Source organism: Duganella sp. SG902, assembly GCF_013376005.1.
Classification (GTDB): domain Bacteria; phylum Pseudomonadota; class Gammaproteobacteria; order Burkholderiales; family Burkholderiaceae_D; genus Rugamonas.
Map to the genome: position 1 here is coordinate 1 of NZ_JABMJK010000018.1, position 26,861 is coordinate 26,861.

The window sequence follows — 26,861 nt, forward strand, 5'->3', positions numbered from 1 at the left end:
TGCCAGTACCGCGAATCCGACCTCGATTTCGTGCGGCGCCTGTTGACGGAGGAAGGGTTGGCCTGGCGCTACGAACAGCTGGAGGACGGCGTGGGTGTGGTGCTGTTCGCCGACAGCAGCCAGCTCAGCGCCACGCCGGAAGACGCCAGCAGCCTGGCCGATGGCGGCATCCGCTTCCACGGCGTGCGCGCCGGCGAAGCGAGCGACACCGTCCAAGCTTTGCAGGCGCGCCGCGCCGTCACCGCCTCGCTGACCACGCTGCTCAGCTACGATTACAAGGCCAAGCAGGCCGTCAACGCCAGCGCGCCGTCGCGCCTGCAGTCCGGCAAACTGCCGGCGTTGGAAAGCTACGACGTGCCGGGCCAGTACGCCTACGCCAATGCCGCGCAGGCGCAGCGTTACGCCGACATCCAGATGCAAGGCCGTGAAGCTGCGGCCCAGCTGTGGCGCGGTCGCTCCACCGTGCGCACCATGGCGGCGGGCACACGCTTCACGCTCACGCAAGGACCGCTGTCGCTGGCCGATACCGCGCCCGCCTACGTGCTGCTGCGCGTGCGCAGCGTTGGCGTCAACAACCTGCCATCGCCAGCGCAGCAGGCTTTGGCCGAGCTGTTCGGACCGTTGCCGGAATTGCTGGAGGAACTTGCCGTCGACGCCAGCGACGATTTTGCCCTCACCATCGCGCAGGCGCGCCAGACCGGCTACGCCAACAGCTTTGAGGCCGTCGCCGCCGATGTCATCTGGAGACCACAGCTGCCGGGCAGCGATGGCCGCAGCCATCCCAAACCGACCGCGCGCGGCGCGCAGAGCGCCATTGTCATCGGCGCCGACGGCCTGGCGCAGCCTTCGGGCGCGGACGAACTGTATTGCGACAAGCTGGGCCGCGTGCGCATCCGCTACCACTGGCAAGACAACGGCGACGCCACCTGCTGGGTGCGGGTGGCGCAGCGTTCGGCCGGCGGCGGCATGGGCAGCCAGTTTCTGCCGCGCATCGGCCAGGAAGTGCTGGTGCAATTCATCGAGAACGACATCGACCGGCCCATCATCATCGGCGCGCTGTACAACGGGCAGGGCGAGGGCGGTGTGGCGCCGACGCCGGGCGCGCAAAGCGGCGGCGAGGATCAGGCCCAGCGCTTCCTGCCGGCCAGCGACCACGCCGTGTCGGCGCAGGGCAATCTGGCCGGCGGCAACAGCCCGCTGTGGCATGGCGCCTCGGCCGAAAGCGCCGGCCACCGCAACGCCGCCGCGCAGTGGGGCGTACGCAGCAAGGAGTTCGGCGGCAAGGGTTATAACCAATTGCTGTTCGACGACACCGACGCCCAAGGCCGCGTGCAACTGCGCTCGACCCATGCGGCCAGCGAACTGACGCTGGGCCACCTGATTCACAGCGCCGACAACTATCGCGGCAGCCTGCGCGGGCAGGGTGCGGAACTGCGCACCGATGCCTATGGCGCCGTGCGCGCCGGCGCCGGCCTGCTGATCAGCAGCTACAAGATCAGCCACAGCGCCGACGCGCGCGACCCCGCCGGCGACAACGCGGCCGGCATCGCGCTGCTCAAACAAGCGGTCAAGCTGGGCGAAACCTTCAACGAGGCGGCCAAAACGCACGAGACGGTGACGTTGGCCAGCCACCTCGGCGCGGCCAAGGCCAACGCCAGCACGCTGGACGACAAGGCCGCACCGCTGCAGGCGATGTTGACGGCGGTGTCCGGCATGGTCGGCAACGCCAGCCTGGACGTGGCCAAGGCCGACGCGGCCGACAAGAAAACCGCCCCCGGCGATGATCAACTGCCGCACGCCAGCGCGCCCATCATCGCCATCAGCGGCAAGAGCGGCATCGGCGTCACGTCCGGCGCGGCGGTGCAGCTGGCGAATGGCGAAACCATTTCGCTCATGAGCGGCAACGACAGCCAGTTCATGGTCGGCGGCCAACTGCGCGCACACAGCGGCCAGGCCATCGGCGTGCTGGGCGGCGCGGTGAAAGCGGGCGAGGACAACCTCGGCCTCCAACTGATCGCCGCCAAGGACGCCATCGACATCCAGGCGCAGGCCGACACGCTCAAGGTGCAGGCGCGCGACGAAGTCAGCATCATCAGCGCCAATGGCGAAGTGGACTGGGCGGCCGCCAAGCGCATCAGCCTGTCCACGGCCGGCGGCGCCAACATCACCATCGACGGCGGCAACATCACGGTGCAGTGCCCGGGGAAGTTGACCGTTCATGCCGGTAAGAAGAATTTTGGTGGCGCGGCCAGTTTGAGCGCGGAAATGCCTTCGTTGCCACGCGGGACACTGGCGTTTGATGAAAAGTTCCAACTGCTGGATTCCGCTGGCGATCCTATCAAGAACATGCGCTACGCCATCCTCAAAGATGACGGCGGGCGTATTGAAGGTGTCACGGACGGCGAAGGCCGAATTCCACTGCAGAGCGGCTTCAGGCCGGAGAACTTACAGATCGTTATTCTAGGTCTTGCTAAATAAGGACTTGTGATGTCATCAGTACCACCCAACAGAGAGCGTGGCCAACAGGCGCGATTCGACGCCAATGGCAAACCGACCTTCGACTGGCAACTGACCGGCACCAGCTTGCTCGATACAGTCAAGCTGACTTTGCCGCCTATGGTGTCGTTGCCGATTATTTTTGTGCCGGGAATTATGGGAAGTAATTTGGCAAATTTGCGGAATGATCCGGTCTGGCTAATGAATAGCACTGGTGGGGCGCCCATCGGTTTGGCATGGAGATGGGCCACTAAAGGGCCGGGAGCACGTCAACAAGTGCTGCATCCAGACCGCACCAAGGTTTACGTAGATGGTAATGTACCGAAGAAGTTGGTAGGCACCATAACACAGCGTCAGGTCTATAAAGATCGAGGCTGGGGCGAAGTAGGCGAGACCAGCTATCACGAGTTCCTGCTCTGGCTCGAAAACAAAATGAATGGTGAAGGCTATAACCCGGCAAAATGGCAGGATTTTTTTTACACGTCCGTTAGTGCGTCGCCTGCACCGGGCACCCGCCCACCCGAACCTAAGCTTTTCCCTGGCATTACGATGGAAATGAGCGGACTGCCGCGCTTTGCCGAAGAAGGACATTTTACTGCTCCTGTGATGTCGGATGACTTGCTTAAGCGCTCTAAGTGCCGCTTTCCTGTTTACGCTTGTGGCTACAATTGGCTCGCGTCCAATCAAGACGCTGCTGATCACCTAAAATCGAGGATAGAGAAAGTCATTGCAGAGAATAATAACGGCGCGTTTAAATGTCATCAGGTGATCTTGGTCACGCATTCCATGGGAGGGCTGGTAGCTCGCTGTTGTGCCCAACTTCCGGGAATGCAGGACAAAATTGCCGGCGTTGTGCACGGCGTCATGCCGGCAGTTGGTGCCGCTGTGGCTTATCGTCGCTGTAAAATCGGTATGGGAGATGAGGACTACGTCGCTGGACTGGTGATCGGTTCCACGGGGCAGGAAGTCACTGCGGTGTTTTCCCAAGCACCTGGGGCCTTGCAATTGTTACCATCTCAAGAGTATCAGGCGCGCTGGCTGTCGATAAAAGACGCGCAGGGCAAGGGTATCCTCAATCTTCCGGCTGCTGATCCCTATGACGAAATTTACTTAGTTAAAGATCGTTGGTGGGGTGTGGTCAGAGAAGAATGGTTATCTCCGGAAAACGGCATGCCCATTAAATGGGAGCAGTTCGTCAAAAACGTGAAGAGGGCCAAGCAGTTTCACAGTCAGATATCTGGGCGCTACCATCCTCACACGTTTGTTTATTATGGTGCGAGCGGTGGTGCGCAGTCTAGCTTCGAAAAAATCGAATGGCGCATGCGTAAAGGGCTTGAGCCCGAGCAGGGGCGAAGGCCATCTGAAAAAGAGACTACTGGGTTCACGCATCACATGGTAAGGGAGGAAGGCGAAAATAAAATATTCGTAGGAGGGGAAACGAAAATAGAGACGATGTACGGTCCAGCTGGTGGCAGCGTGGTGACTTACGATACCAGTTTCTGGGAAATCCAGTGTGGTAAGCAGGATGGGCTTGGGGATGGTACGGTCCCAGTAAGTTCTGGCGGAGCACCACGGAAGATGGGGGGCTCACATATTAAGCAACAATTCCGTTTACAAGGTTTCGCCCATGAGCCGTCGTACAAAAATCCCACGGCTCAGCGAGTAACACATTATGCGATTACAAAAATCGCAGCGTTAGCAAAGCTATGAAACAAACTATTCTTCTAGTGCTCGTCCTGTTAGTTGTAGGATGTGATGCGACGAAAAAAACCTCTGAAAAACTCAAAATGACTTCGGCAATGAACACACACTGTATCGGCCATGGCCTTATCGACCTGCCCGAAGGATATGCGTCGAGTCCGGGTGCATTGGGCATCTTCGTGCCGAACCAGGATAGGGTGGCAGATGCCAGCATCGATCTGGTTGTCGAGGAAAAAACGAACCAGGCCGGCTTTGCAAAACGAGTTAAGGAGCGTCAAGTCGCACTGGCAGAGGTTAACCATGGAACCATGGACAAGCTTGTTTTATCACAGGAGACCGGTGATGGTGGCATGCTATTTCGGGTGAACGAAATCGACGATGCGTATAAGAGCGAAGTTCATTGGCTGTTACATGATCGGTACCTCGTCGCGCGCATCGATTCGTACAACAATCAGGTGAAAAGTGCGGAGGCATTGCTGCTGGAATTTAAAAGCAATGTCGAATACATGCGGTCCGCCAAGGAACTGCCGGAAGCTTTTTGTCTTGGGGAAGTGGCTGTCAAGGGAAAGTATCGGTCGGAGTCCGCAAGTCTTGGCTATCGAAGCAACTCTTCGAAGATCTCATTTGCGTTGGACCTTGATACGTTCCGCAAAGACGATACCGAATCTTTGTTGCAGCGCGTGGGTGGCAAGGATTCCCTGCTGAGAAAATTTCAAGCCAAGGAGAAAGTGCTAAGGAAAAAGGAACTCACTGTTGCAGGTATGCGCGCTCAGGAATGGGGAGCTTCCGTCCTGCTCGGGGATGACGACAGCGAGAAACAAGCTAGCTTTGCACTGGAAACGATGCGGCCCGTACCCTCCATCAGCGCTCCTAAAATTCATCTTGAGATGAACGCACAAGGAAGTGATGCGCAAGATGAAGAGGGATTAATCACATTATGGGACAGCGTCACCAAGACAATACGAATGCGCTGAATAGTAATATACTCGGCCGAGTAATTTACATATTAGAGCCAGTGTCTGACAAATTCCAGCGTCACCCGTTTGTACGAATTGACGCTGGACGATAGCGCGCAGGGCGTGGGCCCGCGCGACATCATCGTGTTGTCCGCCAACGCCGCGGTCGATCTGGCCTCGCTGCTCGGTCGGCAGGCAGCGCTGGCCGTCAGCCTGGCCGACGGCAGCCGAACCCAATTCCACGGCGAAATCACGCAAGCGGCCATGCTAGGCAGCGAAGGCGGCCTGGCGTGTTCCGCCTGCGCCTGACGCCTTGGCTGTGGCTCCTATCGAAGGGAATATACCGGGCTACCTGGAGTTTGATGATTTTGGAATCGATAAGCGTACCAAGTTCTGGGAGATCAGGACGTGCGCCGATCGTCAGCATGGTTTGCGCTGTGGGCTGGGCGGTTGCCGCCAACCTCTCGGGGCGACCGCAGTCCCCAGTGAGCAAAGTAGCAAGCGAATGCTTGCTAAGCCACCGGCACGCCTGTAGAATCGTGCGGTACTGATTTTTTCGGCAGACTCCGGCTTCACTTTGCAGTGCAAGTCATTGAATAAAAAGAGAATTGGCGAACGAGAGTTCGCCTTTTTTGCATGTGCAAGTAATAATCATCCGAATTGGTAGACCATGTTTGAATTTATTCGTACCCATCAACGCTTGATGCAAATCTTCCTGGCCATCATCATCGTGCCATCGTTTGCATTTGTCGGTATCGGCAGTTACAAGAGCTTTGGCGATGACGCCGGCACCATCGCCAAGATCGACGGCAAGCCGCTGACCCAGCTGGAATTCGACAACGCCGTGCGCAATCAGCTGGAGACCTACCGCCAGCGTCTGGGCGCGCAGTTCGACCAGAAGATGTTCGATACGCCGGAGTTCAAGCAAAACGTGCTGGATCAGCTGATCGCCCAGCGCGCCATCGCCGCCGAGGTGATCCACGCCAACCTGAGCGTGACCGACGCCCAGCTGCAAAAAGCCATCGTCGACATGTTCGGCGGCCCGGCCAATTTCAACATGGACACCTACAAGCAGGTGCTGGCCCAGCAAGGCCTGCGCCCGGTCGACAACGACGCGCGCATGCGCCGCGAACTGGCGCTGCAACAGCTGGCCGTCGCCATCGAGGGCACCGGCTTCGCGCCGCGCTCGGTGGCCAAGTCGCTGTCGGACATCGCCGCCCAGGAACGCGAGGTGCAGGAGCTGCTGCTGCCGGTGGCCGACTTCGTGCCGCAGGTCAAGGTGACCGACGAGATGGTCAAGGCCTTCTACGACAAGAACGCCAAGCAGTTCGAGGTGCCTGAGCAGGCCAGGATCGAGTACGTGGTGTTCAACAACGACGCCGTGCTGAGCCAGGTGAGCGTGACCGACGCCGAGGTGTCGGACTACTACACCAAGAACACCGCCCAGTTCACCACGCCGGAAACCCGTCGCGCCAGCCACATCCTGATTGCCGTGAAGAAGGGCGCCAGCGCCGCCGATACCGTGGCTGCCAAGGCCAAGGCGGAAGCCATCGTGGCCGAGCTGCGCAAGAACCCGGGCGATTTCGCCAAGGTTGCCAAGGCCAAGTCGGAAGATCCTGGCTCGGCCGAGCAGGGCGGCGACCTGGGCGTGATTGAGAAGGGCTTGCTGGTGGCCCCGGTGGAGAACGCCATCAACAAGCTGAAGCAGGGCGAGATCAGCGACGCGGTGCAGTCGGAATTCGGCTTCCACGTGCTGACCGTGACCGAGCTGAAACCAGCCGTGGTCAAGCCGCTGGATGCGGTCAAGGCCGACGTGGCCGACCTGCTGAAAAAGCAGAAGGCCTCGAAGAAGTATTCGGAAATGGCCGAGACCTTCACCAACACCGTGTATGAGCAATCGGACAGCCTGAAGCCGGTCGCTGACAAGCTGGGCCTGAAGATCGAGACCGCCGCCAATGTGTCGCGCAATCCATCGCCGGTCGCGGGCGCCGCGCCGTACAACAACGCCAAGTTCCTGGCCGCGCTGTTCTCGAATGATTCGCTGACCAGCAAGCGCAACACCGAAGCGGTGGAAACCGCGCCGAGCACTCTGGTGGCCGGCCGCATCGTGGAGTTCAAGCCTGCGACCAAGCGTCCGCTGGCCGAAGTCGATGCGCAGATCCGTCAGCGCGTGACCATGGAGGAAGCGGCCAAGCTGGCCGCCAAGGCGGGCGAAGAGAAACTGGCCGCGTTCAAGAAGTCGGGCGATGCGACTGGTTTCGGCGCCGCCAAGCTGGTCTCGCGTTCCAAGCCTGAAGGCATCAATGGCCTGGCCATGCAGTCGATCATGAAGGCTGATACCACCAAGCTGCCAGCTTACGTGGGTGTGGATGTGCCGGGCATGGGCTACGGCCTGTACCGCATCGCCAAGGTGCAGCAGCCTGCGCAGGCCGATGAGGCGCAGCGCAAGCAGGAGGCGGAACAGATCGGCAATATCATTGCCCAGCAGGAGATGGCGCAGTATATCGAATTGCTGAAGCAGAAGGCCAAGGTGAAGATCCTGAAGCCGATCACGACGACCACCGTCACCGAAGTGAAGTAATTCCGCTGTCGTTCCGGCGCAGGCCGGAACCCATGGAACATTTGCGCTAACACGGCATATGCGTTCTATGGGTTCCGGCCTGCGCCGGAACGACATTACGCGGTGCGTAGTTGCTGCGCGGCGGCGGCAAACGCCGCGTCGTCGATATCCTCCAACGACAGCGGCAAAGCTTGCGCGTATTTGACGAAGTTGCGGTCGATGGAGCGCAGGTAGGCCGGGTCGTAGTGCTGTTCCAGCAGTTCATCCACCAGCTCCGGCATCTGGCCAGCCTGCGACATGGCTTGCCAATGCGTGATCTTCTCGCGGCCGTGCAGCTGCGCCAGGTGTTCCAGCTGCGCGTTCAGGGTCTGCGGGCTGACCAGGAAATGTTCGTAGTCCTCCATCAGCAGGCGCACGCGGTTGGCGCGCGACAGCGTCAGCGCGATGCAGTCCGAGGCGCGCATGGCGTCCATCAGCGCGGCCGGCACGCGCAGGTTGCCGACCTTCTTGCTCTCCGCTTCCACAAACACCGGGCGTGCCGGATCGAAGCGGCGCAGCGCATCCCAGATGCGGGTTTCAAACGCCTTCTGGCTCGGCTGCGGTTGTGATGGCAGATGCCCCAGCACCGAACCGCGATGCGCGGCCAGCTGTTCCAGATCCAGCACTTGCGCGCCTTGCGCGGCCAGCACTTCCAGCAGGCGGCTTTTGCCGCTGCCGGTGGTCCCGCACACCACCTTGAATTGCAGCGCCGGCGCCTGCTCCAGCGCGGCGTTCACTTCCTGCCGGAACGCTTTGTAGCCGCCGTCCAGCTGCACCACCGGCCAGCCGATCTTGGCCAGGATGTGCGCCATCGAGCCGCTGCGGTTGCCGCCGCGCCAGCAGTACACCAGCGGCCGCCACTCGCGCGGCTGCTCCAGCCACAGCTCCTCGATATGTTTGGCGATGTTCTTGGCGACCAGCGCCGCGCCGACTTTCTTGGCTTCAAACGCGCCGATTTGCTTGTACATGGTGCCGACGCGGATGCGCTGCTCGTCGTCCAGCACCGGCGCGTTGATGGCGCCTGGAAGGTGGTCGAGCGCGAACTCGCCGGGGCTGCGGGCGTCGATGATGGCGTCGAAGCTGTCAAGCTGGGACAGCACCTGCTCGATGCTGAGTATTTCCGGGTACTTCATTTTGCCTTGATGGTTTTTTGCAGGGTTGGCCAGATGTTGGCCAGGATGATCGGATGGGCCTCGGCCAGCGGGTGCAGGCGGTCGGGCTGGAACAGCTGCGGCTTCTCGGCCACGCCGTCGAGCATGAAGGGTACCAGCGGCGCCTTGATTTCCTTGCTCAGCGTGCCGTACATGGCGAAGAACTTGTCGGCGTAGTCGCGGCCGTAGTTGGGTGGCATGCGCATGCCGATCAGCATCACCTTGGCGTCCGCCTTGGCGGCGGCCTCGCTCATGGCGCGCAGATTGGCCTGGGCGGCGGCGACCGGCAGGCCGCGCAGGCCGTCGTTGGCGCCCAGTTCGATGACCACCAGGTCGGGTTTGTGCTTGCTCAGCAGGGCCGGCAGGCGCGAGCGGCCGCCGCTGGTGGTCTCGCCGCTGACGCTGGCGTTGACCACCACCGCGTCGATGTTATTCTGCTTGAGTTTTTGCTCGGCCAGCGCGACCCAGCCGGTGCCGCGCGCCAGGCCGTATTCGGCCGACAAACTATCCCCGAGCACAAGCACGGTTTTTGGTGCAGAATAGGCGCTCGCCGCTGCCGAGAACAAGAGCAGGGCGGCCAGTAACTTCACAGATAAACGATCGAATATATTCAGCATGCCCGATTTTCCTAATGCATCAACTCATTTCATGCCGGATGGCCCGGCCTTGGCGTCTTCTTCGGCGCCGGTGACGGCGGCCAGCGTGCAGCCGGCCATCGCCGTCAGCGGCCTGGCCAAGCGCGTGGCCGACGCCAGCGGCGAACTGACCATTCTGCACGAGGTGGATTTTACCGTGCAAAAGGCGGAGACGCTGGCAATCGTTGGCGCCTCCGGCTCGGGCAAGTCGACTTTGCTGGGCTTGCTGGCCGGGCTGGACACCCCCAGCGCGGGCAAGGTGGTGCTCGACGGTGTGGACATTTATGCATTGGATGAGGATGGCCGCGCGGCGTTGCGCAAGGAAAAGCTTGGCTTTGTGTTCCAGTCCTTCCAACTGCTGGCGCATTTGACGGCGCTGGAAAACGTCATGTTGCCGCTGGAGCTGGCCGGCGTGGCGCAGGCGCGCGAGCGGGCCGAGGCCATGCTGGCGCGCGTGGGCTTGTCGAGCCGGCTGAGGCATTATCCGAAGTATTTGTCGGGGGGCGAGCAGCAGCGCGTGGCGCTGGCGCGGGCGTTCGTGACCGAGCCGCCGCTGCTGTTCGCCGACGAACCGACCGGCAGCCTGGACGCCGCCACCGGCGAGGCCGTCATTCAGCTGATGTTTGAGTTGAACCGCCAGCACGGTTCGACCCTGGTGCTGGTCACGCACGACCAGGCCATGGCCGCGCGCTGTGGCCGCACCATCACCATCGCCGCCGGCCGCCTGGTCTGATCTGCGTCATTCCGGCGCAGGCCGGAATCCATGCTGAGCTTGCTTGCACGCGTTCTATGGATTCCGGCCTTCGCCGGAATGACGTGCTAGCGGCCGTGGTGTTGGACCATGCGGTTCAGCGCCACGCGGATGGCGGGAATCAGTTCGCTGGCGGTCAGCCCGATCGGGCCGCAGCCCTCCGTGACCAGCACGTCCGCCGCCATGCCGTGCAGCCACACCGCCGCCAGGGCCGCTTCCCATTGCGGCCAGCCCTGCGCCAGCAGCGCGCCGCACAGCCCCGCCAGCACGTCGCCGGTGCCGGCCGTCGCCAGCGCCGGGTTGCCGGTGGTGTTGATGACCGCGTTGCCGTCGGGCGCCGCGATCACCGTGCCGGATCCCTTCAGAATCACCACCGCGTGCAGGCGCGAGGCCAGGGTGCGCGCGGCCGCCAGCCGGTCGGCCTGCACGGCGCCGATGGTGCTGCCCAGCAGGCGCGCCGCCTCCAGCGGATGCGGCGTCAGCACCACGGCGGCCGGCCGTTGCGCCATCGCCGTTTGCAAGGCCGGGTCGCCCGCCAGCAGGTTGAGCGCATCGGCGTCGGCCAGCAGCGCGCTGCCGCAGCCGATCGCGCGCGCCAGCAAGCCGTGCGCGTGGTCCGAGGCGCCCAGCCCGGGGCCGATCACCAGCGTGGCAAGGCTGAAGTCGAAGTCGTCGGCGGCGCGGCACATGAGTTCCGGCTGGCCGAGATCGCCCGCCAGCGCGTCTTCCGCGAACAGGGCGTACACGCGACCGGCGCCGCTGTTGAGCGCCGCTCGCGCGGCCAGGATCGGCGCGCCGGTCATGCCGCGCGCGCCGCCGATCACCGCCACGTTGCCGTAACTGCCCTTGTGCGAATTGTGGCGGCGCGCGCGCAGATGCCGCGCGAAGAACTTCACGTCATTCAGGTGCAAGGCGCTCGGCGCATAGTGGGCCGGGTCGATCTCCAGCCGAGCCACGTCGACCAGGCCGGCGTAATCGCGGCCGTCGCAGGTGTGCAGGCCCGGCTTGTTGCCGATGAAGGTGATGGTGTGGGTGGCGTGGATGGCGACGCCGTCCGGCCCCACCACCGCGCCGGTGTCGGCATCGAGGCCGCTGGGGACGTCCAGCGCCAGCACGGTGCAGCGCAGCTGGTTGATGGCTTCGACCAGGGCGCGATAGGGGCCGTCCAACGGACGCTTCAGGCCAATGCCGAACAGCCCGTCCAACACCAGGTTCCATTCGGTGCCGGCGATGTCGGCGTCGTCCCACTCGCGGAAGCGCGCGTCGCTGGCCTTGGCGCGCCGCAGCGCTTCCGCGCGTTCCGCCGACGGCGTGCCGCCGGGCGCAAAATGGATCAGCGTGACTTGCGCGCCGGTGAAGGACAGGTGGGCCGCCGCCTCCAGCGCGTCGCCGCCGTTATCGCCGGGGCCGGCCAGCACCAGCACGCGCGCCTTGGCGGTGGAGAAGGGCATCAGGTCCAGCGCGGCGTTGGCGCTGGCCTGGCCGGCGCGCTGCATCAGCGCGCCCGGTGGCAGCGCGGCGGCTGCGGCGCGCTCGATGGCGCGGATCTCGGCGACGGTGTAGAGGGGATTCATGGTGTCATTCTAGCATCTAAATTTCTGCACGGGCGGCTGGTGGGGGGGCGCCGGCGGCACTACAATAGACGCTTGATAACAAATCGAGGCACGCATGGATTGGCAATTCTGGATAGACCGTGGCGGTACGTTCACCGACATCGTGGCGCGCGCGCCCGACGGCCGGCTGCGCACGCTCAAGCTGCTGTCCGAGAATCCCGAGCACTACGCCGACGCCGCCATCGCCGGCATCCGCCAGCTGATGGGCGTGGCCAAGGGCAAGGCCATCCCCGTGGCACAGATCGGCGCCGTGAAGATGGGCACCACGGTGGCCACCAACGCGCTGCTCGAGCGCAAGGGCGAGCCGACCGCGCTGGCCATCACGCGCGGCTTCCGCGACGCGCTGCGCATCGCCTACCAGAACCGCCCGCGCCTGTTCGATCGGCGCATCCTGCTGCCGGAGCTGCTGTACAGCCATGTGATCGAGATCGATGAGCGGGTCGGCGCGCATGGCGACACCGTCACGCCGCTCGACCTGACGGCCGCCCGCGCCGGTCTGGCGCAAGCCTACGACATGGGCCTGCGCTCGCTGGCCATCGTGTTCATGCACGGCTACCGCTACCACGCGCACGAGACCAAGGTGGCCGACCTCGCGCGCGAGATGGGCTTTACGCAGGTCTCGGTGTCGCACGAGATCAGCCCGATGATGAAGCTGGTGGCGCGCGGCGATACCACGGTGGTCGACGCCTATCTGTCGCCCATCCTGCGCCGCTACGTGGATCAGGTGGCGCAGGAGCTGCCCGGCGTGAACCTGCAGTTCATGCAGTCCAACGGCGGCCTGACCGACGCGCGCGCGTTCCAGGGCAAGGACTCGATCCTGAGCGGCCCGGCCGGCGGCATCGTCGGCATGGTGCGCGCGTCCAGGCTGGCCGGCTTCGACAAGGTGATCGGCTTCGACATGGGCGGCACCTCGACCGACGTGTCGCACTTCTCGGGCGAGTTCGAGCGCGTGTTTGAAACCCAGGTCGCGGGCGTGCGCATGCGCGCGCCGATGATGAGCATCCACACGGTGGCGGCCGGCGGCGGCTCGATCCTGCAGTTCGACGGCAGCCGCTATCGCGTGGGACCGGACAGCGCCGGCGCCAATCCCGGCCCGGCCAGTTATCGCCGCGGCGGGCCGCTGGCGGTCACCGACTGCAACGTCATGCTGGGCAAGATCCAGCCGCAGCACTTCCCGCAGCTGTTCGGCGCCGACGGCAAACAGGCGCTCGACGCCGCCACCGTGCAGCAGCGCTTCAGCGAGATGGCCGCGCAAATCGCCGCCGCCACCGGCAAGGCGACCACGCCGGAGCAGGTGGCCGAGGGCTTCCTCGATATCGCGGTTGGCAACATGGCCAACGCCATCAAGCAGATCTCGGTGCAGCGCGGGCACGATGTGACCGAGTACGCGCTGACCAGCTTTGGCGGCGCCGGCGGCCAGCACGCCTGCCTGGTGGCCGACGCGCTGGGCATGAAGACCGTGTTCGTGCATTCGCTGGCGGGCGTGATGTCGGCCTACGGCATGGGCTTGGCCGACCAGACCGCGATGCGCGAAGCGGCCGTCGAGCTGCTCCTGGGCGAGGCGGCCTTGCCCGAGCTGGAGGCGCGCCTGCACGCGCTGGGCCGACAGGCGCGCGCCGACCTGCATCACCAGCAGGTCGACGACGCGCGCATCTCGCTGATCCGCCGCGTGCACCTGCGCTACGAGGGCACGGATACCGCGCTGATCGTCCTGTTCGATACGCTGGAGAGCATGCGCCAGCAGTTCGAGGCCGCGTATCGCAAGCGCTACTCCTTCCTGATGCCGGCGCGCGCGCTGATCGTGGAGGCGGTGTCGGTGGAGGCGATCGGCAAGTCGGACGCGCCGAGCGAGGCGGTGGAACCAGCGCCGCGCCGCCTATCCGGCCTGATGCCGCACGCGGTGGTGCCGATGTACAGCGGCGGAAAATGGCGCCAGACCAACTTGTACCAGCGTTCCGCCACCCGCATCGGCGACATCGTCAAGGGCCCGGCGATCATTGCCGAGGCCAACGCCACCACCATCGTGGAAACCGGCTGGCAGGCCGAGGTCACGCCGCACGACCACCTGGTGCTGCGGCGCGTGGCCGCGCTGCCGGAGCGGCGCGCCATCGGCACCACGGCCGACCCGGTGATGCTGGAGATCTTCAACAACCTGTTCATGTCGATCGCCGAGCAAATGGGGCTGCGGCTGCAGAACACGGCGTATTCGGTCAACATCAAGGAGCGGCTGGACTTCAGCTGCGCCATCTTCGACGCCGACGGCAATCTGATCGCCAATGCGCCGCACATGCCGGTGCACCTCGGCTCGATGGGCGAGAGCATCAAGACGGTGATGCGCGAGAACGCCGGCCGCATGCGCGCGGGCGATGTCTTCATGCTCAACGATCCGTACAACGGCGGCACCCACCTGCCGGACGTGACGGTGATAACGCCGGTGTTCGACGCGGCCGGCGCGCGTATCCTGTTCTACGTCGGCTCGCGCGGCCACCATGCGGACATCGGCGGCACCACGCCGGGTTCGATGCCGCCCGATTCGCGCGTGATCGAGGAAGAGGGCGTGTTGATCAACAACTTCAAGCTGGTCGACGGCGGCCAGCTGCGCGAGGCGGAAACGCGCGCGCTGCTGGCCGGCGGCCAGTACCCGGCGCGCAATCCGGACCAGAACATGGCCGACCTGCGCGCGCAGATCGCCGCCAACCAGAAGGGCGTCGATGAACTGCACAAGATGGTGGCGCACTTCGGCCTCGACGTGGTGCAGGCCTACATGGGCCACGTGCAGGATAACGCCGAGGAGGCGGTGCGGCGCGTCATCAGCGCCCTGAAGGATGGCGCGTTCACGCTGCCGCTCGATAACGGCGCGCGGATCCAGGTGACGGTGCGCGTGGATCAGGCCTCCCGCAGCGCGGAGATCGATTTCACCGGCACCTCGCCCCAACTGGAGAATAATTTCAACGCGCCGTCAGCCGTGTGCATGGCGGCGGTGCTGTACGTGTTCCGCACGCTGGTGGACGACGAGATTCCGTTGAATGCCGGCTGCCTCAAGCCGTTGAAGGTGTTGATCCCGCCGGGGTCGATGCTGAACCCGCACTATCCGGCCTCGGTGGTGTCGGGCAATGTCGAGACCTCGACCTGCATCACCAACGCGTTGTTCGGCGCGCTGGGCGTGATGGCGGCGGCGCAGGGCACCATGAACAATTTCACGTTCGGCAACGCGAAGTACCAGTATTACGAAACCATCAGCGGCGGTTCCGGCGCCGGCGATGGCTTCGACGGCACGTCGGTGGTGCAGACCAATATGACCAACTCGCGCCTGACCGATCCCGAGATACTGGAGTTCCGCTTCCCGGTGCGCCTGGACAGCTACGAGATCCGCACCGGCAGCGGCGGCGCGGGGCGCTGGCGTGGCGGCGATGGCGGCGTGCGCAAGGTGCGCTTCCTGGAGCCGATGACGGCGGCCATCCTGTCCAACAATCGCATCCATGCGCCGTTCGGCATGGCCGGCGGCGAACCGGGCGCCTTGGGGCGCAACAGCGTGCTGCGCGCGGACGGAGGCGTGGAGGTGCTGGGCCATATCGGCAAGACCGATATGCGGCCGGGCGATGTGTTCATCATCGAGACGCCGGGCGGCGGGGGCTATGGTTCGTCAATTTAAGTTGACAGGCTCGGGATCGTCAACTAAAGTTGACGCATGACCGATCTCCATCACCTGACAATTCCTGACGAACCCGGCGACGCTATGGCGGCGGCGCTGGCCTTGCGCGAGCTGGCCGACCAGGTCGAGCGCAAGGCTGTCAGGCAGGCGTTGGCGGACGGTTGGACCTGGGCCCAGATCGCTGAAGCGCTAGGCGTCAGCAAGCAAGCCGCCCACAAAAAGCACGCGGCGAGTCTGGCGCGCGGCTGACCGGAGATCAACGATGTTCGCAAAACTGAAGCAACGCTGGCGGGACACCCGCACCATCATGACATTGTCGCTGGACGCGGAGCGGCGCGCGCTGGGGGAGGGGCAGCGGCACCCGGGCGCCGAGCATTACACGCTGGCCGCGCTGGACCTGCCGGACGGCAGCGCGCGCCGCGTGTTCGAACGCATCGGCGCCGACCCCGAGGCCTACCGCGCCGCCCTGGTCAATCGCCACGCCGCCGCGCTGAACGGCATCGGCCTGGCCGCGCCGGGCCTTGACGCCGGCCACGCCGAACCGCCGGCAGAGCCCACGCGGCTGTTCGATGCCCAGCCGTCCGGGCAGGCGCTGATGCAAAGCCTGCCGGAGCTGCAGCGCCGTCTGCCGGCCCCGCTGTGCGGCGCGCACGTGCTGCTGGCCGCCGCGAGCATGGCGCACAGCGCCGCCGGCCGCGCCTTCAAGACCATCGGCATCGATCCGCAAGCGCTCGGCCGGGCCGCCGAAGCCGAGTTGCGCGCGGCCATCCCCACCTGATTTTCGTCGCGCCACGCGATACCCGAGGTGGCGCCTGGCGCTACCCCCGATTCCCGCCTTGTCCGCCCCCGGCCGCCGACGTAAAGTCGGGTTTTTAACCGGCCCGGGGGACACATCATGCGAACATTACTGCGTATCCTGCACACCCACAGCTCGCCCCGCGCCGCCATCATTTCCGCCTTCCTGCTGTGTGGGTTGTACTTCGTCTCCTGGTACGTTATCAGCCACTACCTCACCGCCGGCCTGGTCGGCTTCTGAACATGCTCAAACGCCTGCTGCCCGCTCTCTGCCTGACCCTGCCCCTGACCTGCGCGTTCGCGCAAACCGAAGAGGCGCCAACCGAGGCCGCGCCGGAAACCATCCTGCTGGTCGGCCAGCGTCCCGGCCCCGGTCTGTGGAAAGTCAGCAAGGGCGATCACGTGCTGTGGGTATTCGGCACGCATGCGCCGCTGCCGCAGAAAATGGAGTGGCGTTCGCAGCAAGTGGAGTCCATCCTGACGCAGACGCAGGAATACATCCAGCCGCCGGGCGCGTACGCCCACGTCGGCTTCTTCCGCGGCCTGACCCTGCTGCCAAGCATGATCGGCATGAAGAAGAACCCGGACGGCGCCACCCTGAAGGACGTGCTCCCGGCCGACGTCTACGCCCGCTGGCTGCCGCTGAAGGCCAAGTACCTGGGCGAGAACGACGACATCGAGCGCGAACGCCCGATCTTCGCCGCCGACGCCTTGTTCAACGCCGGCCTGAAAAACGCCGGCCTGACGGGCAGCGGGGACGTCGAGAAAAAAATCGCCGGCATGGTCAAGCAGCACAAGATCAAGCAGACCAAAACGGTGATCGAGCTGGAGATGGACGACCCGTCGCGCACCCTGAAGGACTTCAAGAAATCGCCGTTGGCCGACAGCGCCTGCTTCGCCAAGACGCTGGCGCGGCTGGAGAGCGACATCGACGCCATGCGCGTGCGCGCCAACGCCTGGTCCAAAGGCGATATCGAGGCGATCCGGAAACTCAGCTACGAGGACCAGGAGGCCGAATGCGCCGAGGCCGTGCGCAACGCGGATTTCGTGAAGAATTCGCCCGGCTTCCAGAACGTGAAGGAACGCATACAAGCATCGTGGATGGCCGCCGCTGAAAAAGCGCTGGAGAACAACACCAGCACCTTCGCCACGCTGCGCCTCTCCAATATCCTCGGCCCGAACAGCTACCTGACGGCGTTGAAAGCCAAGGGCTACCAGGTCGACAGCCCGGAATAATTCCTAGGCCACCACCGAGATACCGTATTTGCGCTGGGTGTGCTGGTATTGCGCCATGAGCGCTTCCAGCGATGGATGGTTGGGATCCAGCCGGCGCATGCGCTCCAGCAGGAAATAGCACTGCTCGGCCAACGGCGCTTCCCAGCCCAGGTCGTCCAGCTGCTTCAGCATGGCCGAGGCGGCGGCCGGCAGCAGCGCCAGGTTGCCCGGCGCCTTGCGCAGCCCCGCACTCAGCGTATCGACCGCCGCGCGCAGATCGCCGTGCGCACGCAGATCGCTGGCATGGGCGATCAGCTCGTCCACCTGAATCTTGATCTGTTCACCCATGCCTTGCGCCAGATCGTGACGGCCGGCCTTCTCGAACACCTGCACCGCGTCATCCATGGAGACGCCGCTTTCGGTATCGTTCATCAGGTTCAGCATCAGGTCCGAGGCCTGCTGGTCGAGCTTGATATTGAGGCAGCTGTGCACCAGCCCGATCTTCAGGCCGGTCGACAGGCCGCGGCTGGCGGCCACCGCGTTGACCGCGTTGGTCAGCTCGGCGGCGGCGCCGCTCAGGTTGCCGGCCATCTCCTGCACCAGCCCGGCGGCGATGGCGCGGCAAACATCCACGTTGGGACCGCTGCGCAGCGAGCGCTCCATGTCGCGCAGCACGCCATTGGCCTGGTTGGCATCGCCTTTCTTGACCAGCGTCTTCACCAGCTTGACGTGATCCTCGGGATCGCGGAATTCCGAGTACTTGGCCTTGGCCACCACCTGCTTGAAGGCTTTTTCGGCCACGCCGACGTCGCCGGTTTCATACGCCACCTCGCCCAGGTGGCGCAGCCGGCCCACCATGTGCGGCGAGATCGAGACCGCGTCCTCCAGGATTTTCTTGGCCGCCTCCTGCTGGCCCATGGCCTCATGGGTACGCGCCAGCAGGTCGTAGGCGGCCATATAGCGCGGATTTTGTTCCAGCAGCGCTTCCAGCGTTTCCTGCGTTTCGATGTATTTCTGCTGCCCGAACAGGCAGCGCGCCAGCCCCAGGTGCGCCCAGGCGATGGGGCGGGTCATCAGGATCCACTGATACACCATCTCCGCCTCGGCCAGCTCCTCCAGCGAACACAGCAGCTCGGCGCGCAGGCGGGCGAAGTCGATGGCGTAGCGCTGGTTTTTCTCCTCGGCGGCCTTGGCTTCGATGATCGCCTTGCGCGGGTTGCCCAGCTCCATCAACTGATAAATCGGCATGAAGACCTGGCGCCGGTCGACCGCCTTGCGGATGCGCTGCAGCAGCGCGTCCACCGTGAACGGCTTGAGCACGTAATCGGTCGGGGTCAGCTCGGCCGCGCCGATCACCTTGCTGTACACGCCCTCCGAGGTCAGCATGATGAAAATCGTCCATGGCGCGATCAGCTTATGGTTGCGCAAGTCCTCCAGCAACTGCTGGCCGTCCTGCCCGCTGTCGCCGGCGCTGCTGCCCAAGTCGTATTCGCATAGCACCACGTCGTAGCTCTTCTTGTTGATCTGGCGGATCGCCGTGCCCGCGCTGACGGCGTCATCGATGTTGGTGATCCCGGCCTGGACCAGCATATTGCGCAGATTGCCGCGCATGCTTTGGTTTGGGTCCACCAGCAGGACGGAGAGGGCGGCGTAATCGGACATCAGGAGCTTTCTGCCGAGGTGGGCGTGGGGTTGGCTGCGGCCTTCTGGCGCAGCGAGGCGTATTGTGCCAGCAAACCGGGCAGCAATGGATGCTGCGGATTGTGTTCGCGCATGCGCCGCATCAGGCCGGTGCACTGGGCGGCCAGTTCGGCGTCCCAGCCCAGTTCGGCGATCTGGCGCAGCATGGTGGTCACGCTGACCGACCACAGGTCGGCGTGGCCGGGGTAGCGTTCCAGGGCACCCTGCAGGGCCGCCACAGCGCCCTGGATGTCGCCGGTGCGGGCCAGCACGGCCGCTTCGCGCACCACCGCGTCCACCGCCTGCGCCTGGCTTTGCGTGTAGCGCTTGACGATCTCCTGCCGGCCGGCCTGCTTGCAGAGGGCGATGACCTGGTCGGCGTCGACATCGCTGTGCGGGCTGGCGATCAGCTGGTCGAACAGGGCGGAGGCCTGCTCGTCGAGGCGGTTGGTCAGGCAGCTGTGCGCCAGACCCAGCTTGAAGTTGCTGGACATGCCGGTCGCTTCGGCCAGCTTGTCCATGGCCTTGGCCAGTTCGGCGGCGGCGCCCTCGGCGTCGCCGTTGAGCTGCTTGACCATGGAAGCGGCATAACCGCGGCACACGTCCACGGTCGGCGTGCTGCGCATCGAGCGTTCAAGGTCGCGCACCACGCTGGCCGCGCCCGCCGCGTCACCCTTGTGAACCAGGGCCCGCACCAGGTTGACATGGTCGGCCGGATCGCGGAACTCCGAATACTTGGCCTTGGCCACCACCTGCTTGTAGGCCTTCTCGGCGCAGGCGACGTCGCCGGTGGCCAGCGCCACGTCGCCCAGGTTGCGCAGGCGGCGCACCATGTGCGGCGACAGCGCCACCGCATCCTCCAGCACCTGGCGCGCGTCGGCGTCGCGGTCCTGCTCGCGCAGCAGCTGGGCCAGCATGTCGTAGGCGGCCATGAATTTGGGGTTGTCGGCCAGCAGCTGACGCAGTTGCGCCTCGGCCTCGTCCAGCCGGTCCAGCGCGTGCAGCGCGCGCGCCAGGCCCAGTTGCGCCCAGCCCAGCGGCTTGAGCTTGAGGATGTCGGCGTAGGCCTGTTCGGCCTCGGCATGGCGCTCGAGGCTGGCCAGCAGCTCGGCGCGCAGGCGCGCATAATCGATGGCGTAGCGCGGCTGGGCGGCCTGGTTGGCCTGGCAGATCTCGATCGCCGCGCGCGCGCGGCCCTGGCCGATCAGCTGGTACACCGGCTGGAACACGGCGCGCCGTTCCAGCGCCCGGCCGATGCGCTGCGACAGCACGTCCACGGTGAACGGCTTGAGAATGTAGTCGGTCGGCAGCAGTTCGGCGGCGCTCACCACCTTGCCGTACACGCCTTCCGAGGTCAGCATCACGAAGATGGCCCAGGGGCTGATGATCTTGTGGTGGCGCAGGTCCTCCAGCAGTTGCTGGCCGTCCTGGCCGGCGCCGTCGCCGCCGGTGCCGAGGTCGTATTCGCACAGGATCACATCGTAGGACCGGCTGGTCAGCGCGCGGATGGCGGTGGCGGCGCTGACCGCGTGGTCGACCTTGGTGATGTTCACCTGCGTGAGCATATTGTGCACGCTGGCGCGCATGCTCTGGTTGGGGTCGACGATCAGGACCGACAGCTTGCGATAGTCATGCATTGCTTGCTCTCTGGAGGCCGGCTACTTTCGAGTGAGCATACTCCAAGGCAAGCCGAAAAGCCGTTTTTTTGCCTCTTTTGCCCTGAAATGTTGCATCAGTGGCACGTTCCTATGCCGCCCAGCGACGAAATTTGCCGGGGCGGCGGGTGGCGGGGGAGGGGCCGACAGGGGTATAATGCGCGCAAAGGAAATTCTGCATTACAAGTATCTCGTGCCCCATCTCCCTTTAAACCGCAGCCTAGCTGCATCAACTATCTTCCAACCATGCTGATTCTGCCGGGCTCTAACGCCCTGTCCGCATTCCGTAGCCAACGCCTGTTGAATCAATTGCAAGCTGTGCTGCCGTCCGTCGCCGCCGTCCAGGCGCGCTATGTCCACTTTGTTGACGCCGCCGCGCCGCTGTCGGCCGACGACACCAGCCGCCTGCAAGGCCTGCTGACCTACGGCGAGCCGGCCCACGCCGACAACACCGAAGGCCATGCCGAGGAATTCTTCGTCATCCCGCGCTTCGGCACGATTTCGCCATGGGCCTCGAAAGCCACCGACATCGTTCATAACTGCGGCATGGCGCACATCAAGCGCGTCGAGCGCGGCGTGGCGTATCGCATCAACCTGAAGACCGGCATCCTGGGCACCTCGTTGGGCGCGGCCAAGAAGCTGAGCGACGAGGAACTGCAAGCCGTGGTGGCGCTGCTGCACGACCGCATGACCGAATCGGTGCTGCGCTCGGCCGACGACGCGGCCGGCCTGTTCCGCGAACTGGAAGCCCGTCCGCTGGAAACCGTGGACGTGATCGGCAGCGGCAAGGCCGCGCTGGACAAGGCCAACACCGACCTCGGCCTGGCCATGTCGGAAGATGAAGTGGAATACCTGGACGCCGCCTTCACCAAGGCCGGCCGCAATCCGACCGACGTCGAACTGATGATGTTCGCGCAGGCCAACTCCGAGCACTGCCGCCACAAGATCTTCAACGCCGACTGGACCATCGACGGCGTGGCGCAGCCCAAATCGCTGTTCGGCATGATCAAGAACACCCACCAACTGCAGCCGAAAGGCACCGTGGTGGCGTACAGCGACAACTCGTCGATCATGGAAGGCGCGGAAGTGATGCGCTTCTTCCCGCAGGCCGGCAGCAACGAATACGCGCCGACCACCGAGCTGACCCACACGCTGATGAAGGTGGAGACGCACAATCACCCGACCGCGATCTCGCCATTCCCGGGCGCCTCGACCGGCGCCGGCGGCGAGATCCGCGATGAAGGCGCCACCGGCCGCGGCGCCAAGCCGAAGGCGGGCCTGACCGGCTTCACCGTCTCCAACCTGCTGCTGCCAGGCGCCGTGCGTCCGTGGGAAAGCGACGCGGTCGTCACCGCGCCGGTGGCCGACTACCGCGACAGCGGCACGCCTTACGGCAAGCCGGAGCGCATCGCCTCGCCGCTGCAGATCATGATCGACGGCCCGCTGGGCGGCGCCGCCTTCAGCAATGAATTCGGCCGTCCGGTGCTGGGCGGTTACTTCCGTACCTACGAACAGAACATCGGCAAGCAGTTCGCCGGCGCGCACGACACCGTGTTCGGCTACCACAAGCCGATCATGATTGCCGGCGGCATCGGCAACATCTCGTCGCAGCACACCCACAAGAACGACATCCCGGTCGGCAGCCTGCTGGTGCAGCTGGGCGGCCCAGGCATGCGCATCGGCATGGGCGGCTCGGCCGCGTCGTCGATGGCGACCGGCACCAACACCGCCGACCTGGACTTCGACTCGGTCCAGCGCGGCAACCCGGAAATGGAACGCCGCGCGCAGGAGGTGATCAACGCCTGCTGGCAGCTCGGTCCGAAGAACCCGATCATCTCGATCCACGACGTCGGCGCGGGTGGTCTGTCGAACGCCTTCCCGGAAATCACCAACGACGCCAAGCGCGGCGCGATTTTTGATCTGCGCAAGATTCCGCTGGAAGAGAGCGGCATGGCGCCGAAGGAAATCTGGTCCAACGAATCGCAGGAACGCTACGTGCTGGCGATTGCGCCGAGCGATCTGGAACTGTTCAAGTCGATCTGCGAGCGCGAGCGCAGCCTGTTTGCCGTGGTCGGCGTGGCCACCGAGGAGCGTCAGTTGAAGCTGGTCGACCCGGATCTGGGCAACAACCCGGTCGACATGCCGATGGAAGTGCTGCTGGGCAAACCGCCAAAAATGCAGCGCGACGTGCATCACGTGCAAAACGATTTCCCGGCCATCGACCTGACCGGCATGGATCTGGAAGAGGCCGCCAAGCGCGTGCTGCTGCTGCCGACCGTGGGCGACAAGTCCTTCCTGATCACCATTGGCGACCGCACCGTGGGCGGCATGTCGGTGCGCGACCAGATGGTCGGCCCATGGCAGGTGCCGGTGGCCGACTGCGCCGTGACCGCCATGAGCTTCGAAGGCTACAAGGGCGAGGCCATGGCCATGGGCGAACGCACGCCGCTGGCCGTGATCGACGCCGCCGCTTCCGGCCGCATGGCCGTGGCCGAGGCGGTGCTGAACATCGCCGCCGCGCCGATCCGCTCGATCGAAGACATCAAGCTGTCGGCCAACTGGATGGCCGCTTGCGGTCAGCCGGGCCAGGACGCCGCGCTGTACGACACCGTCAAGGCGGTGGGCATGGAATTGTGCCCGGCGCTGGGCATCTCCATCCCGGTCGGCAAGGATTCGCTGTCGATGCGCACCACCTGGAAAGATGGCGATCAGGCCAAGGCCGTGATTTCGCCGGTGTCGCTGATTGTGTCCTCGTTCGCGCCGGTGTACGACGTGCGCAAGTCGCTGACCCCGCAACTGCGTACCGACGTGGGCGACACCTCCATCATCCTGATCGACCTGGGCCGCGGCAAGAACCGCCTGGGCGCCTCGGCGCTGGCGCAAGTGATGGGCCAGCTGGGCAATTCGGTGCCGGACGTTGACAATCCGGAAGACGTGAAAGCCTTCTTCGCCGCCATCCAGCAACTGAACGCGGACGGCAAGCTGCTGGCTTACCACGACCGCTCGGACGGCGGCCTGTACGGCACGCTGACCGAGATGGCCTTCGCCGGCCGCGCCGGCCTGTCGATCAACCTCGACATCCTGACCCTGGAAGAGGGCCATGGCGCCGACCAGGGCGACGCCAAGAACTGGGCGACGCAAGTGGCCGAGCGCCGCAACGAGCAGACTCTGCGCGCTCTGTTCTCGGAAGAGCTGGGCGCCGTGATCCAGGTGCGCGCCGACGAGAAATCGGCGGTGATGGACGTGCTGCGTTCGTTCAACCTGGGCGCTTGCAGCCACATCATCGGTAAGCTGAACGACCGTGGCGTGATCGAATTCACGCGCGACGCCAAGATCATCTACAGCAAGCCGCGTGTTGAACTGCACCGTCTGTGGAGTGAGACCAGCTGGCGCATCGCCCGCCTGCGCGACAATCCGGCCTGTGCCGATGCCGAATACGATCGTTTGCTGGACGAGCAAGACCCAGGCATCACGCCAAAAGTCACCTTCGACCTGAGCGAGAACGTGGCCGCGCCATTCCTGGCGACCGGCGTGCGTCCGCGCGTCGCCATCCTGCGCGAGCAGGGCGTCAACTCGCACATCGAGACTGCTTACGTGATGCATCAGGCCGGCTTTGCCGCGATCGACGTCCACATGAGCGACCTGATCTCGGGCCGCGCCAAGCTGGACGACTTCCAGGGCATCATCGCCGTGGGTGGCTTCTCGTACGGCGACGTGCTGGGCGCGGGCGAGGGCTGGGCCAAGACGATTCTGTTCAACAACGCGTTGTCTGATCAGTTTGCCAAGTTCTTCGCCCGTGGCGACACCTTCGGTTTGGGCGTCTGCAACGGCTGCCAGATGATGAGCAACCTGAAACCGTTGATTCCGGGCGCGCACGCATGGCCGAAATTCACTACCAACAAGTCGGAGAAATTCGAAGCCCGTTTCGCCATGGTGGAAGTGCTGGATTCGCCGTCGATCTTCTTCCAGGGCATGGCCGGCACCCAAACGCCGATCGCCATCGCCCACGGCGAAGGCTACGCCGACTTCTCGCAGACCGGCAACATCACCGAAGCTGTGGCGGCGATGCGCTTCGTCGACAACCGTGGCGAGGCGACCGAAGCCTACCCGTACAACCCGAACGGTTCGCCGCAAGGCCTGACCTCGGTGACCACGGCGGACGGCCGCTTCACCGTCATGATGCCGCACGCCGAGCGCGTATTCCGCACCGTCCAGCATTCCTGGGCGCCGGAATCGTGGGGCGAGGAATCGCCGTGGATGCGTATGTTCCGTAATGCCCGTAAATTCATTGGGTAATTAACCCCCAATCCGGGGTCAGGTCCTCCATTTCTACACGGCCTCTGCCGTAGCGCGCGCTACGGCAGAGGCCGTGTAGAAATGGAGGACCTGACCCCGGAGTTCAGAGGTGTTTATTTGCCTCACGGAAGGAGAGCGGCGCGAGCCGCTCTTTTTGTTTTTGGGTAAATAAGCGTACGGCCTGCGGCGCGTGGCGCGCATAATCTCTTAACGCCCAGCCGATGGCTTTTTGAATGAAGAATTCTTTTTCATGCGCCAGCGCCAGCGAATAATCGAATAAACGCTTTTCGTCAGTTTTATCGCGCCAGCCTAATTGATGTAATAACGCAATACGGCGCATCCAGAAATTATTATGGCGTAGTGCGTCGTCCATATAATCGTGCCGGTGGCGTAAGACATCGCCAATAATTCCTGCCAGCGCATCCACTGTGTCCCACCAGGATTTATCCTGTACTAATTCCAATAGCGCGGGAATATCTTCGCTATTTAACTGCTTCCAATGCATGGCCAGCATATCCAGCGCCACGTATTGATATTCGCGTTGCGGCAATTCCCATAAGGCACGGGCGTATTCCAGCAATGGCTCACCCTTCAGGGACTTCAGCAGGGCGCGGCAGGCGCCACGACGTTCTGGTGTGCCGACGCCCATGAAGTCGAACTGGTCGCGCATATAGGCGCGCATGGCCGGGGCGCGTTCGGCGTTGGCTTCAGAGGCGAGGGCGATCGCTATATCGGTTAGGAAGTCAGATTTCATGCCAGTTCCTGGCTTGTTCAAGCCAGCTTTGAGTTTATGAAGGGCGTAAAAAAAGCGCCTGCATGCAGACGCTTTGTTGCGGAGGACCCAGCTTACTGGATCTTGGCTTTCTTCAGCAGCTCTTCGCGGTAGGCCACGATCTTGCGCTGTTGCAGACCTTCGGCAACCTGCGCTTTCACTTCGTCGAACGAAGGGAATTTGGTTGGACGCGATTCTTCCAGTTTAATCACGTGATAGCCGAATTCCGACTTGACCGGGGTCTGGGTGATTTCGCCATTTTTCAGGGCGATCATCGCGTCCGAGAATGGTTTTACCAGTTTGGCTGGCGTCATCCAGCCCAGGTCGCCACCATTCGCGCCCGAACCTGGATCTTTCGATACCTTGGCCAGATCTTCGAATTTGGCGCCGCCTTTCAGCTTGGCGATAATATCCTTGGCTTCCTGCTCGGTTGCCACCAGAATATGACGCGAGTGATATTCGGTCGGGCCGACAGCGGCTTTGTATTTGTCGTATTCGGCTTGAATCTCGGCGTCTTTTACCGGATTCTTTTTCACATAATCAGCCAGCATGGCGTTGATAATAATGCTTTGACGGGCATTCTCAATCGCGGCATTGACTTCCGGCTTTTTACCGTAGCCTTGTTTATCCGCTTCCTGCAGCAGAACTTCACGGCCGATCAGTTCTTTTTTTACGGCTTCACGCAATTGCGGCGAATCTGGCTGCTGGCCTTGCGCCACAACTTGTTTCACCATTTGATCAACCTTGGCGGCGGGAATTGCCTTGCCATTGACGGTCGCAACGTTCTGCGCGAAAGCGGGGGCTGCCGCGACAGCGATCAGGGCTAACATCAGGCGGGCTGGCTTCAACATCATTATTTAAATCCTTAAAAAATTACACTCTGAAGGTGCATGA

General features: G+C 63.8%; 19 protein-coding genes and 1 pseudogene. 12 read left to right on the forward strand and 8 right to left on the reverse strand.

Annotated features, from left to right (window positions below; all coding sequences use genetic code 11):
- From FHW83_RS26280 to FHW83_RS26300, 5 genes are all read left to right on the forward strand, one after another.
- A partial coding sequence (locus FHW83_RS26280; RefSeq protein WP_229224372.1) for a type VI secretion system Vgr family protein occupies positions 1-2,478 on the forward strand: 2,478 nt, incomplete at its 5' end.
- Positions 2,479-2,487: 9 nt separating this feature from the next.
- On the forward strand, positions 2,488-4,206 hold the full coding sequence (locus FHW83_RS26285; RefSeq protein ID WP_176649321.1) for a triacylglycerol lipase: 1,719 nt from the start codon (positions 2,488-2,490) through the stop codon (positions 4,204-4,206).
- On the forward strand, positions 4,203-5,171 hold the full coding sequence (locus tag FHW83_RS26290) for a T6SS immunity protein Tli4 family protein (RefSeq protein WP_176649322.1): 969 nt from the start codon (positions 4,203-4,205) through the stop codon (positions 5,169-5,171). The genes FHW83_RS26285 and FHW83_RS26290 overlap by 4 nt, the downstream gene beginning before the upstream one ends.
- A gap of 69 nt (positions 5,172-5,240) precedes the next feature.
- Positions 5,241-5,462 (forward strand): hypothetical protein, encoded by a 222-nt coding sequence (locus tag FHW83_RS26295; protein ID WP_176649323.1) that lies wholly within the window; start codon positions 5,241-5,243, stop codon positions 5,460-5,462.
- A 361-nt stretch (positions 5,463-5,823) separates the two neighbouring features.
- Positions 5,824-7,734: a SurA N-terminal domain-containing protein gene (locus FHW83_RS26300; protein ID WP_176649324.1), complete on the forward strand. Its 1,911-nt coding sequence runs from the start codon at positions 5,824-5,826 to the stop codon at positions 7,732-7,734.
- A gap of 95 nt (positions 7,735-7,829) precedes the next feature.
- Here the strand turns inward: FHW83_RS26300 and mnmH are convergent, their stop codons facing one another.
- Positions 7,830-8,885, reverse strand: a complete 1,056-nt coding sequence (gene mnmH, locus FHW83_RS26305) for a tRNA 2-selenouridine(34) synthase MnmH (protein ID WP_176649325.1) — start codon at positions 8,883-8,885, stop codon at positions 7,830-7,832.
- Positions 8,882-9,520 (reverse strand): arylesterase, encoded by a 639-nt coding sequence (locus FHW83_RS26310; RefSeq protein ID WP_176649326.1) that lies wholly within the window; start codon positions 9,518-9,520, stop codon positions 8,882-8,884. Before FHW83_RS26310 ends, mnmH begins: the two co-directional genes overlap by 4 nt.
- Before the next feature lie 31 nt (positions 9,521-9,551).
- On the opposite strand from FHW83_RS26310, the gene FHW83_RS26315 reads away from it, so the two are divergent.
- Complete coding sequence (locus FHW83_RS26315) at positions 9,552-10,271, forward strand: ABC transporter ATP-binding protein (RefSeq protein WP_176649416.1); 720 nt, start codon at positions 9,552-9,554, stop codon at positions 10,269-10,271.
- Positions 10,272-10,357: 86 nt separating this feature from the next.
- Here the strand turns inward: FHW83_RS26315 and FHW83_RS31415 are convergent, their stop codons facing one another.
- Together FHW83_RS31415 and FHW83_RS31420 are read right to left on the reverse strand one after the other, a co-directional pair.
- A complete protein-coding gene (locus FHW83_RS31415) occupies positions 10,358-11,245 on the reverse strand; it encodes an NAD(P)H-hydrate dehydratase (RefSeq protein ID WP_373997273.1) in 888 nt (295 codons plus the stop codon).
- A pseudogene (locus FHW83_RS31420) lies at positions 11,237-11,863 on the reverse strand (NAD(P)H-hydrate epimerase); the annotation flags it as partial. The pseudogene FHW83_RS31420 and the gene FHW83_RS31415, both read right to left, overlap by 9 nt.
- A 94-nt stretch (positions 11,864-11,957) precedes the next feature.
- On the opposite strand from FHW83_RS31420, the gene FHW83_RS26325 reads away from it, so the two are divergent.
- The 5 genes from FHW83_RS26325 (at position 11,958) to FHW83_RS26345 (ending at position 17,585) form a co-directional block, all read left to right on the forward strand.
- The gene (locus tag FHW83_RS26325; protein ID WP_176649328.1) at positions 11,958-15,554 is read left to right on the forward strand and encodes a hydantoinase B/oxoprolinase family protein; all 3,597 of its coding nucleotides are present in this window, start codon (positions 11,958-11,960) and stop codon (positions 15,552-15,554) included.
- A 36-nt stretch (positions 15,555-15,590) separates the two neighbouring features.
- On the forward strand, positions 15,591-15,803 hold the full coding sequence (locus FHW83_RS26330) for a helix-turn-helix domain-containing protein (protein WP_176649329.1): 213 nt from the start codon (positions 15,591-15,593) through the stop codon (positions 15,801-15,803).
- A 13-nt stretch (positions 15,804-15,816) separates the two neighbouring features.
- Complete coding sequence (locus FHW83_RS26335; protein WP_176649330.1) at positions 15,817-16,332, forward strand: Clp protease N-terminal domain-containing protein; 516 nt, start codon at positions 15,817-15,819, stop codon at positions 16,330-16,332.
- 117 nt (positions 16,333-16,449) lie between these two features.
- Entirely contained in the window at positions 16,450-16,590 is a 141-nt protein-coding gene (locus tag FHW83_RS26340; RefSeq protein WP_176649331.1) for a hypothetical protein, read from the forward strand.
- A 2-nt stretch (positions 16,591-16,592) separates the two neighbouring features.
- The gene (locus tag FHW83_RS26345; protein WP_176649332.1) at positions 16,593-17,585 is read left to right on the forward strand and encodes a TraB/GumN family protein; all 993 of its coding nucleotides are present in this window, start codon (positions 16,593-16,595) and stop codon (positions 17,583-17,585) included.
- Between the two features lie 3 nt (positions 17,586-17,588).
- Here the strand turns inward: FHW83_RS26345 and FHW83_RS26350 are convergent, their stop codons facing one another.
- Both FHW83_RS26350 and FHW83_RS26355 read right to left on the reverse strand, forming a co-directional pair.
- The gene (locus FHW83_RS26350; RefSeq protein WP_176649333.1) at positions 17,589-19,226 is read right to left on the reverse strand and encodes a response regulator; all 1,638 of its coding nucleotides are present in this window, start codon (positions 19,224-19,226) and stop codon (positions 17,589-17,591) included.
- On the reverse strand, positions 19,226-20,881 hold the full coding sequence (locus tag FHW83_RS26355; protein ID WP_176649334.1) for a tetratricopeptide repeat-containing response regulator: 1,656 nt from the start codon (positions 20,879-20,881) through the stop codon (positions 19,226-19,228). Before FHW83_RS26355 ends, FHW83_RS26350 begins: the two co-directional genes overlap by 1 nt.
- A 264-nt stretch (positions 20,882-21,145) precedes the next feature.
- Here FHW83_RS26355 and purL point away from each other — a divergent pair, with 264 nt between their 5' ends.
- Positions 21,146-25,195, forward strand: coding sequence for a phosphoribosylformylglycinamidine synthase (gene purL / locus FHW83_RS26360; protein WP_176649335.1), 4,050 nt, complete (start codon positions 21,146-21,148; stop codon positions 25,193-25,195).
- 103 nt (positions 25,196-25,298) lie between these two features.
- Here purL and FHW83_RS26365 read toward each other — a convergent pair whose 3' ends face one another.
- Entirely contained in the window at positions 25,299-25,949 is a 651-nt protein-coding gene (locus FHW83_RS26365) for a DNA alkylation repair protein (protein WP_176649336.1), read from the reverse strand.
- 92 nt (positions 25,950-26,041) lie between these two features.
- Positions 26,042-26,821, reverse strand: coding sequence for a peptidylprolyl isomerase (locus tag FHW83_RS26370; protein WP_176649337.1), 780 nt, complete (start codon positions 26,819-26,821; stop codon positions 26,042-26,044).
- Positions 26,822-26,861: the final 40 nt, after the last annotated feature.

Excerpts from the sequence above, each read along its gene's own strand:
- FHW83_RS26300 (WP_176649324.1), top strand. The coding sequence starts at position 5,824 with ATGTTTGAATTTATTCGTACCCATCAACGCTTGATGCAAATCTTCCTG.
- FHW83_RS26340 (WP_176649331.1), top strand. The coding sequence starts at position 16,450 with ATGCGAACATTACTGCGTATCCTGCACACCCACAGCTCGCCCCGCGCC.
- FHW83_RS26365 (WP_176649336.1), bottom strand. The coding sequence starts at position 25,949 with ATGAAATCTGACTTCCTAACCGATATAGCGATCGCCCTCGCCTCTGAA.
- FHW83_RS26330 (WP_176649329.1), top strand. The coding sequence starts at position 15,591 with ATGACCGATCTCCATCACCTGACAATTCCTGACGAACCCGGCGACGCT.
- FHW83_RS26315 (WP_176649416.1), top strand. The coding sequence starts at position 9,552 with ATGCCGGATGGCCCGGCCTTGGCGTCTTCTTCGGCGCCGGTGACGGCG.
- FHW83_RS26285 (WP_176649321.1), top strand. The coding sequence starts at position 2,488 with ATGTCATCAGTACCACCCAACAGAGAGCGTGGCCAACAGGCGCGATTC.
- FHW83_RS26370 (WP_176649337.1), bottom strand. The coding sequence starts at position 26,821 with ATGATGTTGAAGCCAGCCCGCCTGATGTTAGCCCTGATCGCTGTCGCG.
- FHW83_RS26310 (WP_176649326.1), bottom strand. The coding sequence starts at position 9,520 with ATGCTGAATATATTCGATCGTTTATCTGTGAAGTTACTGGCCGCCCTG.
- mnmH (WP_176649325.1), bottom strand. The coding sequence starts at position 8,885 with ATGAAGTACCCGGAAATACTCAGCATCGAGCAGGTGCTGTCCCAGCTT.
- FHW83_RS26335 (WP_176649330.1), top strand. The coding sequence starts at position 15,817 with ATGTTCGCAAAACTGAAGCAACGCTGGCGGGACACCCGCACCATCATG.
- FHW83_RS26350 (WP_176649333.1), bottom strand. The coding sequence starts at position 19,226 with ATGTCCGATTACGCCGCCCTCTCCGTCCTGCTGGTGGACCCAAACCAA.
- FHW83_RS26290 (WP_176649322.1), top strand. The coding sequence starts at position 4,203 with ATGAAACAAACTATTCTTCTAGTGCTCGTCCTGTTAGTTGTAGGATGT.
- FHW83_RS26325 (WP_176649328.1), top strand. The coding sequence starts at position 11,958 with ATGGATTGGCAATTCTGGATAGACCGTGGCGGTACGTTCACCGACATC.
- purL (WP_176649335.1), top strand. The coding sequence starts at position 21,146 with ATGCTGATTCTGCCGGGCTCTAACGCCCTGTCCGCATTCCGTAGCCAA.
- FHW83_RS26355 (WP_176649334.1), bottom strand. The coding sequence starts at position 20,881 with ATGCATGACTATCGCAAGCTGTCGGTCCTGATCGTCGACCCCAACCAG.
- FHW83_RS26345 (WP_176649332.1), top strand. The coding sequence starts at position 16,593 with ATGCTCAAACGCCTGCTGCCCGCTCTCTGCCTGACCCTGCCCCTGACC.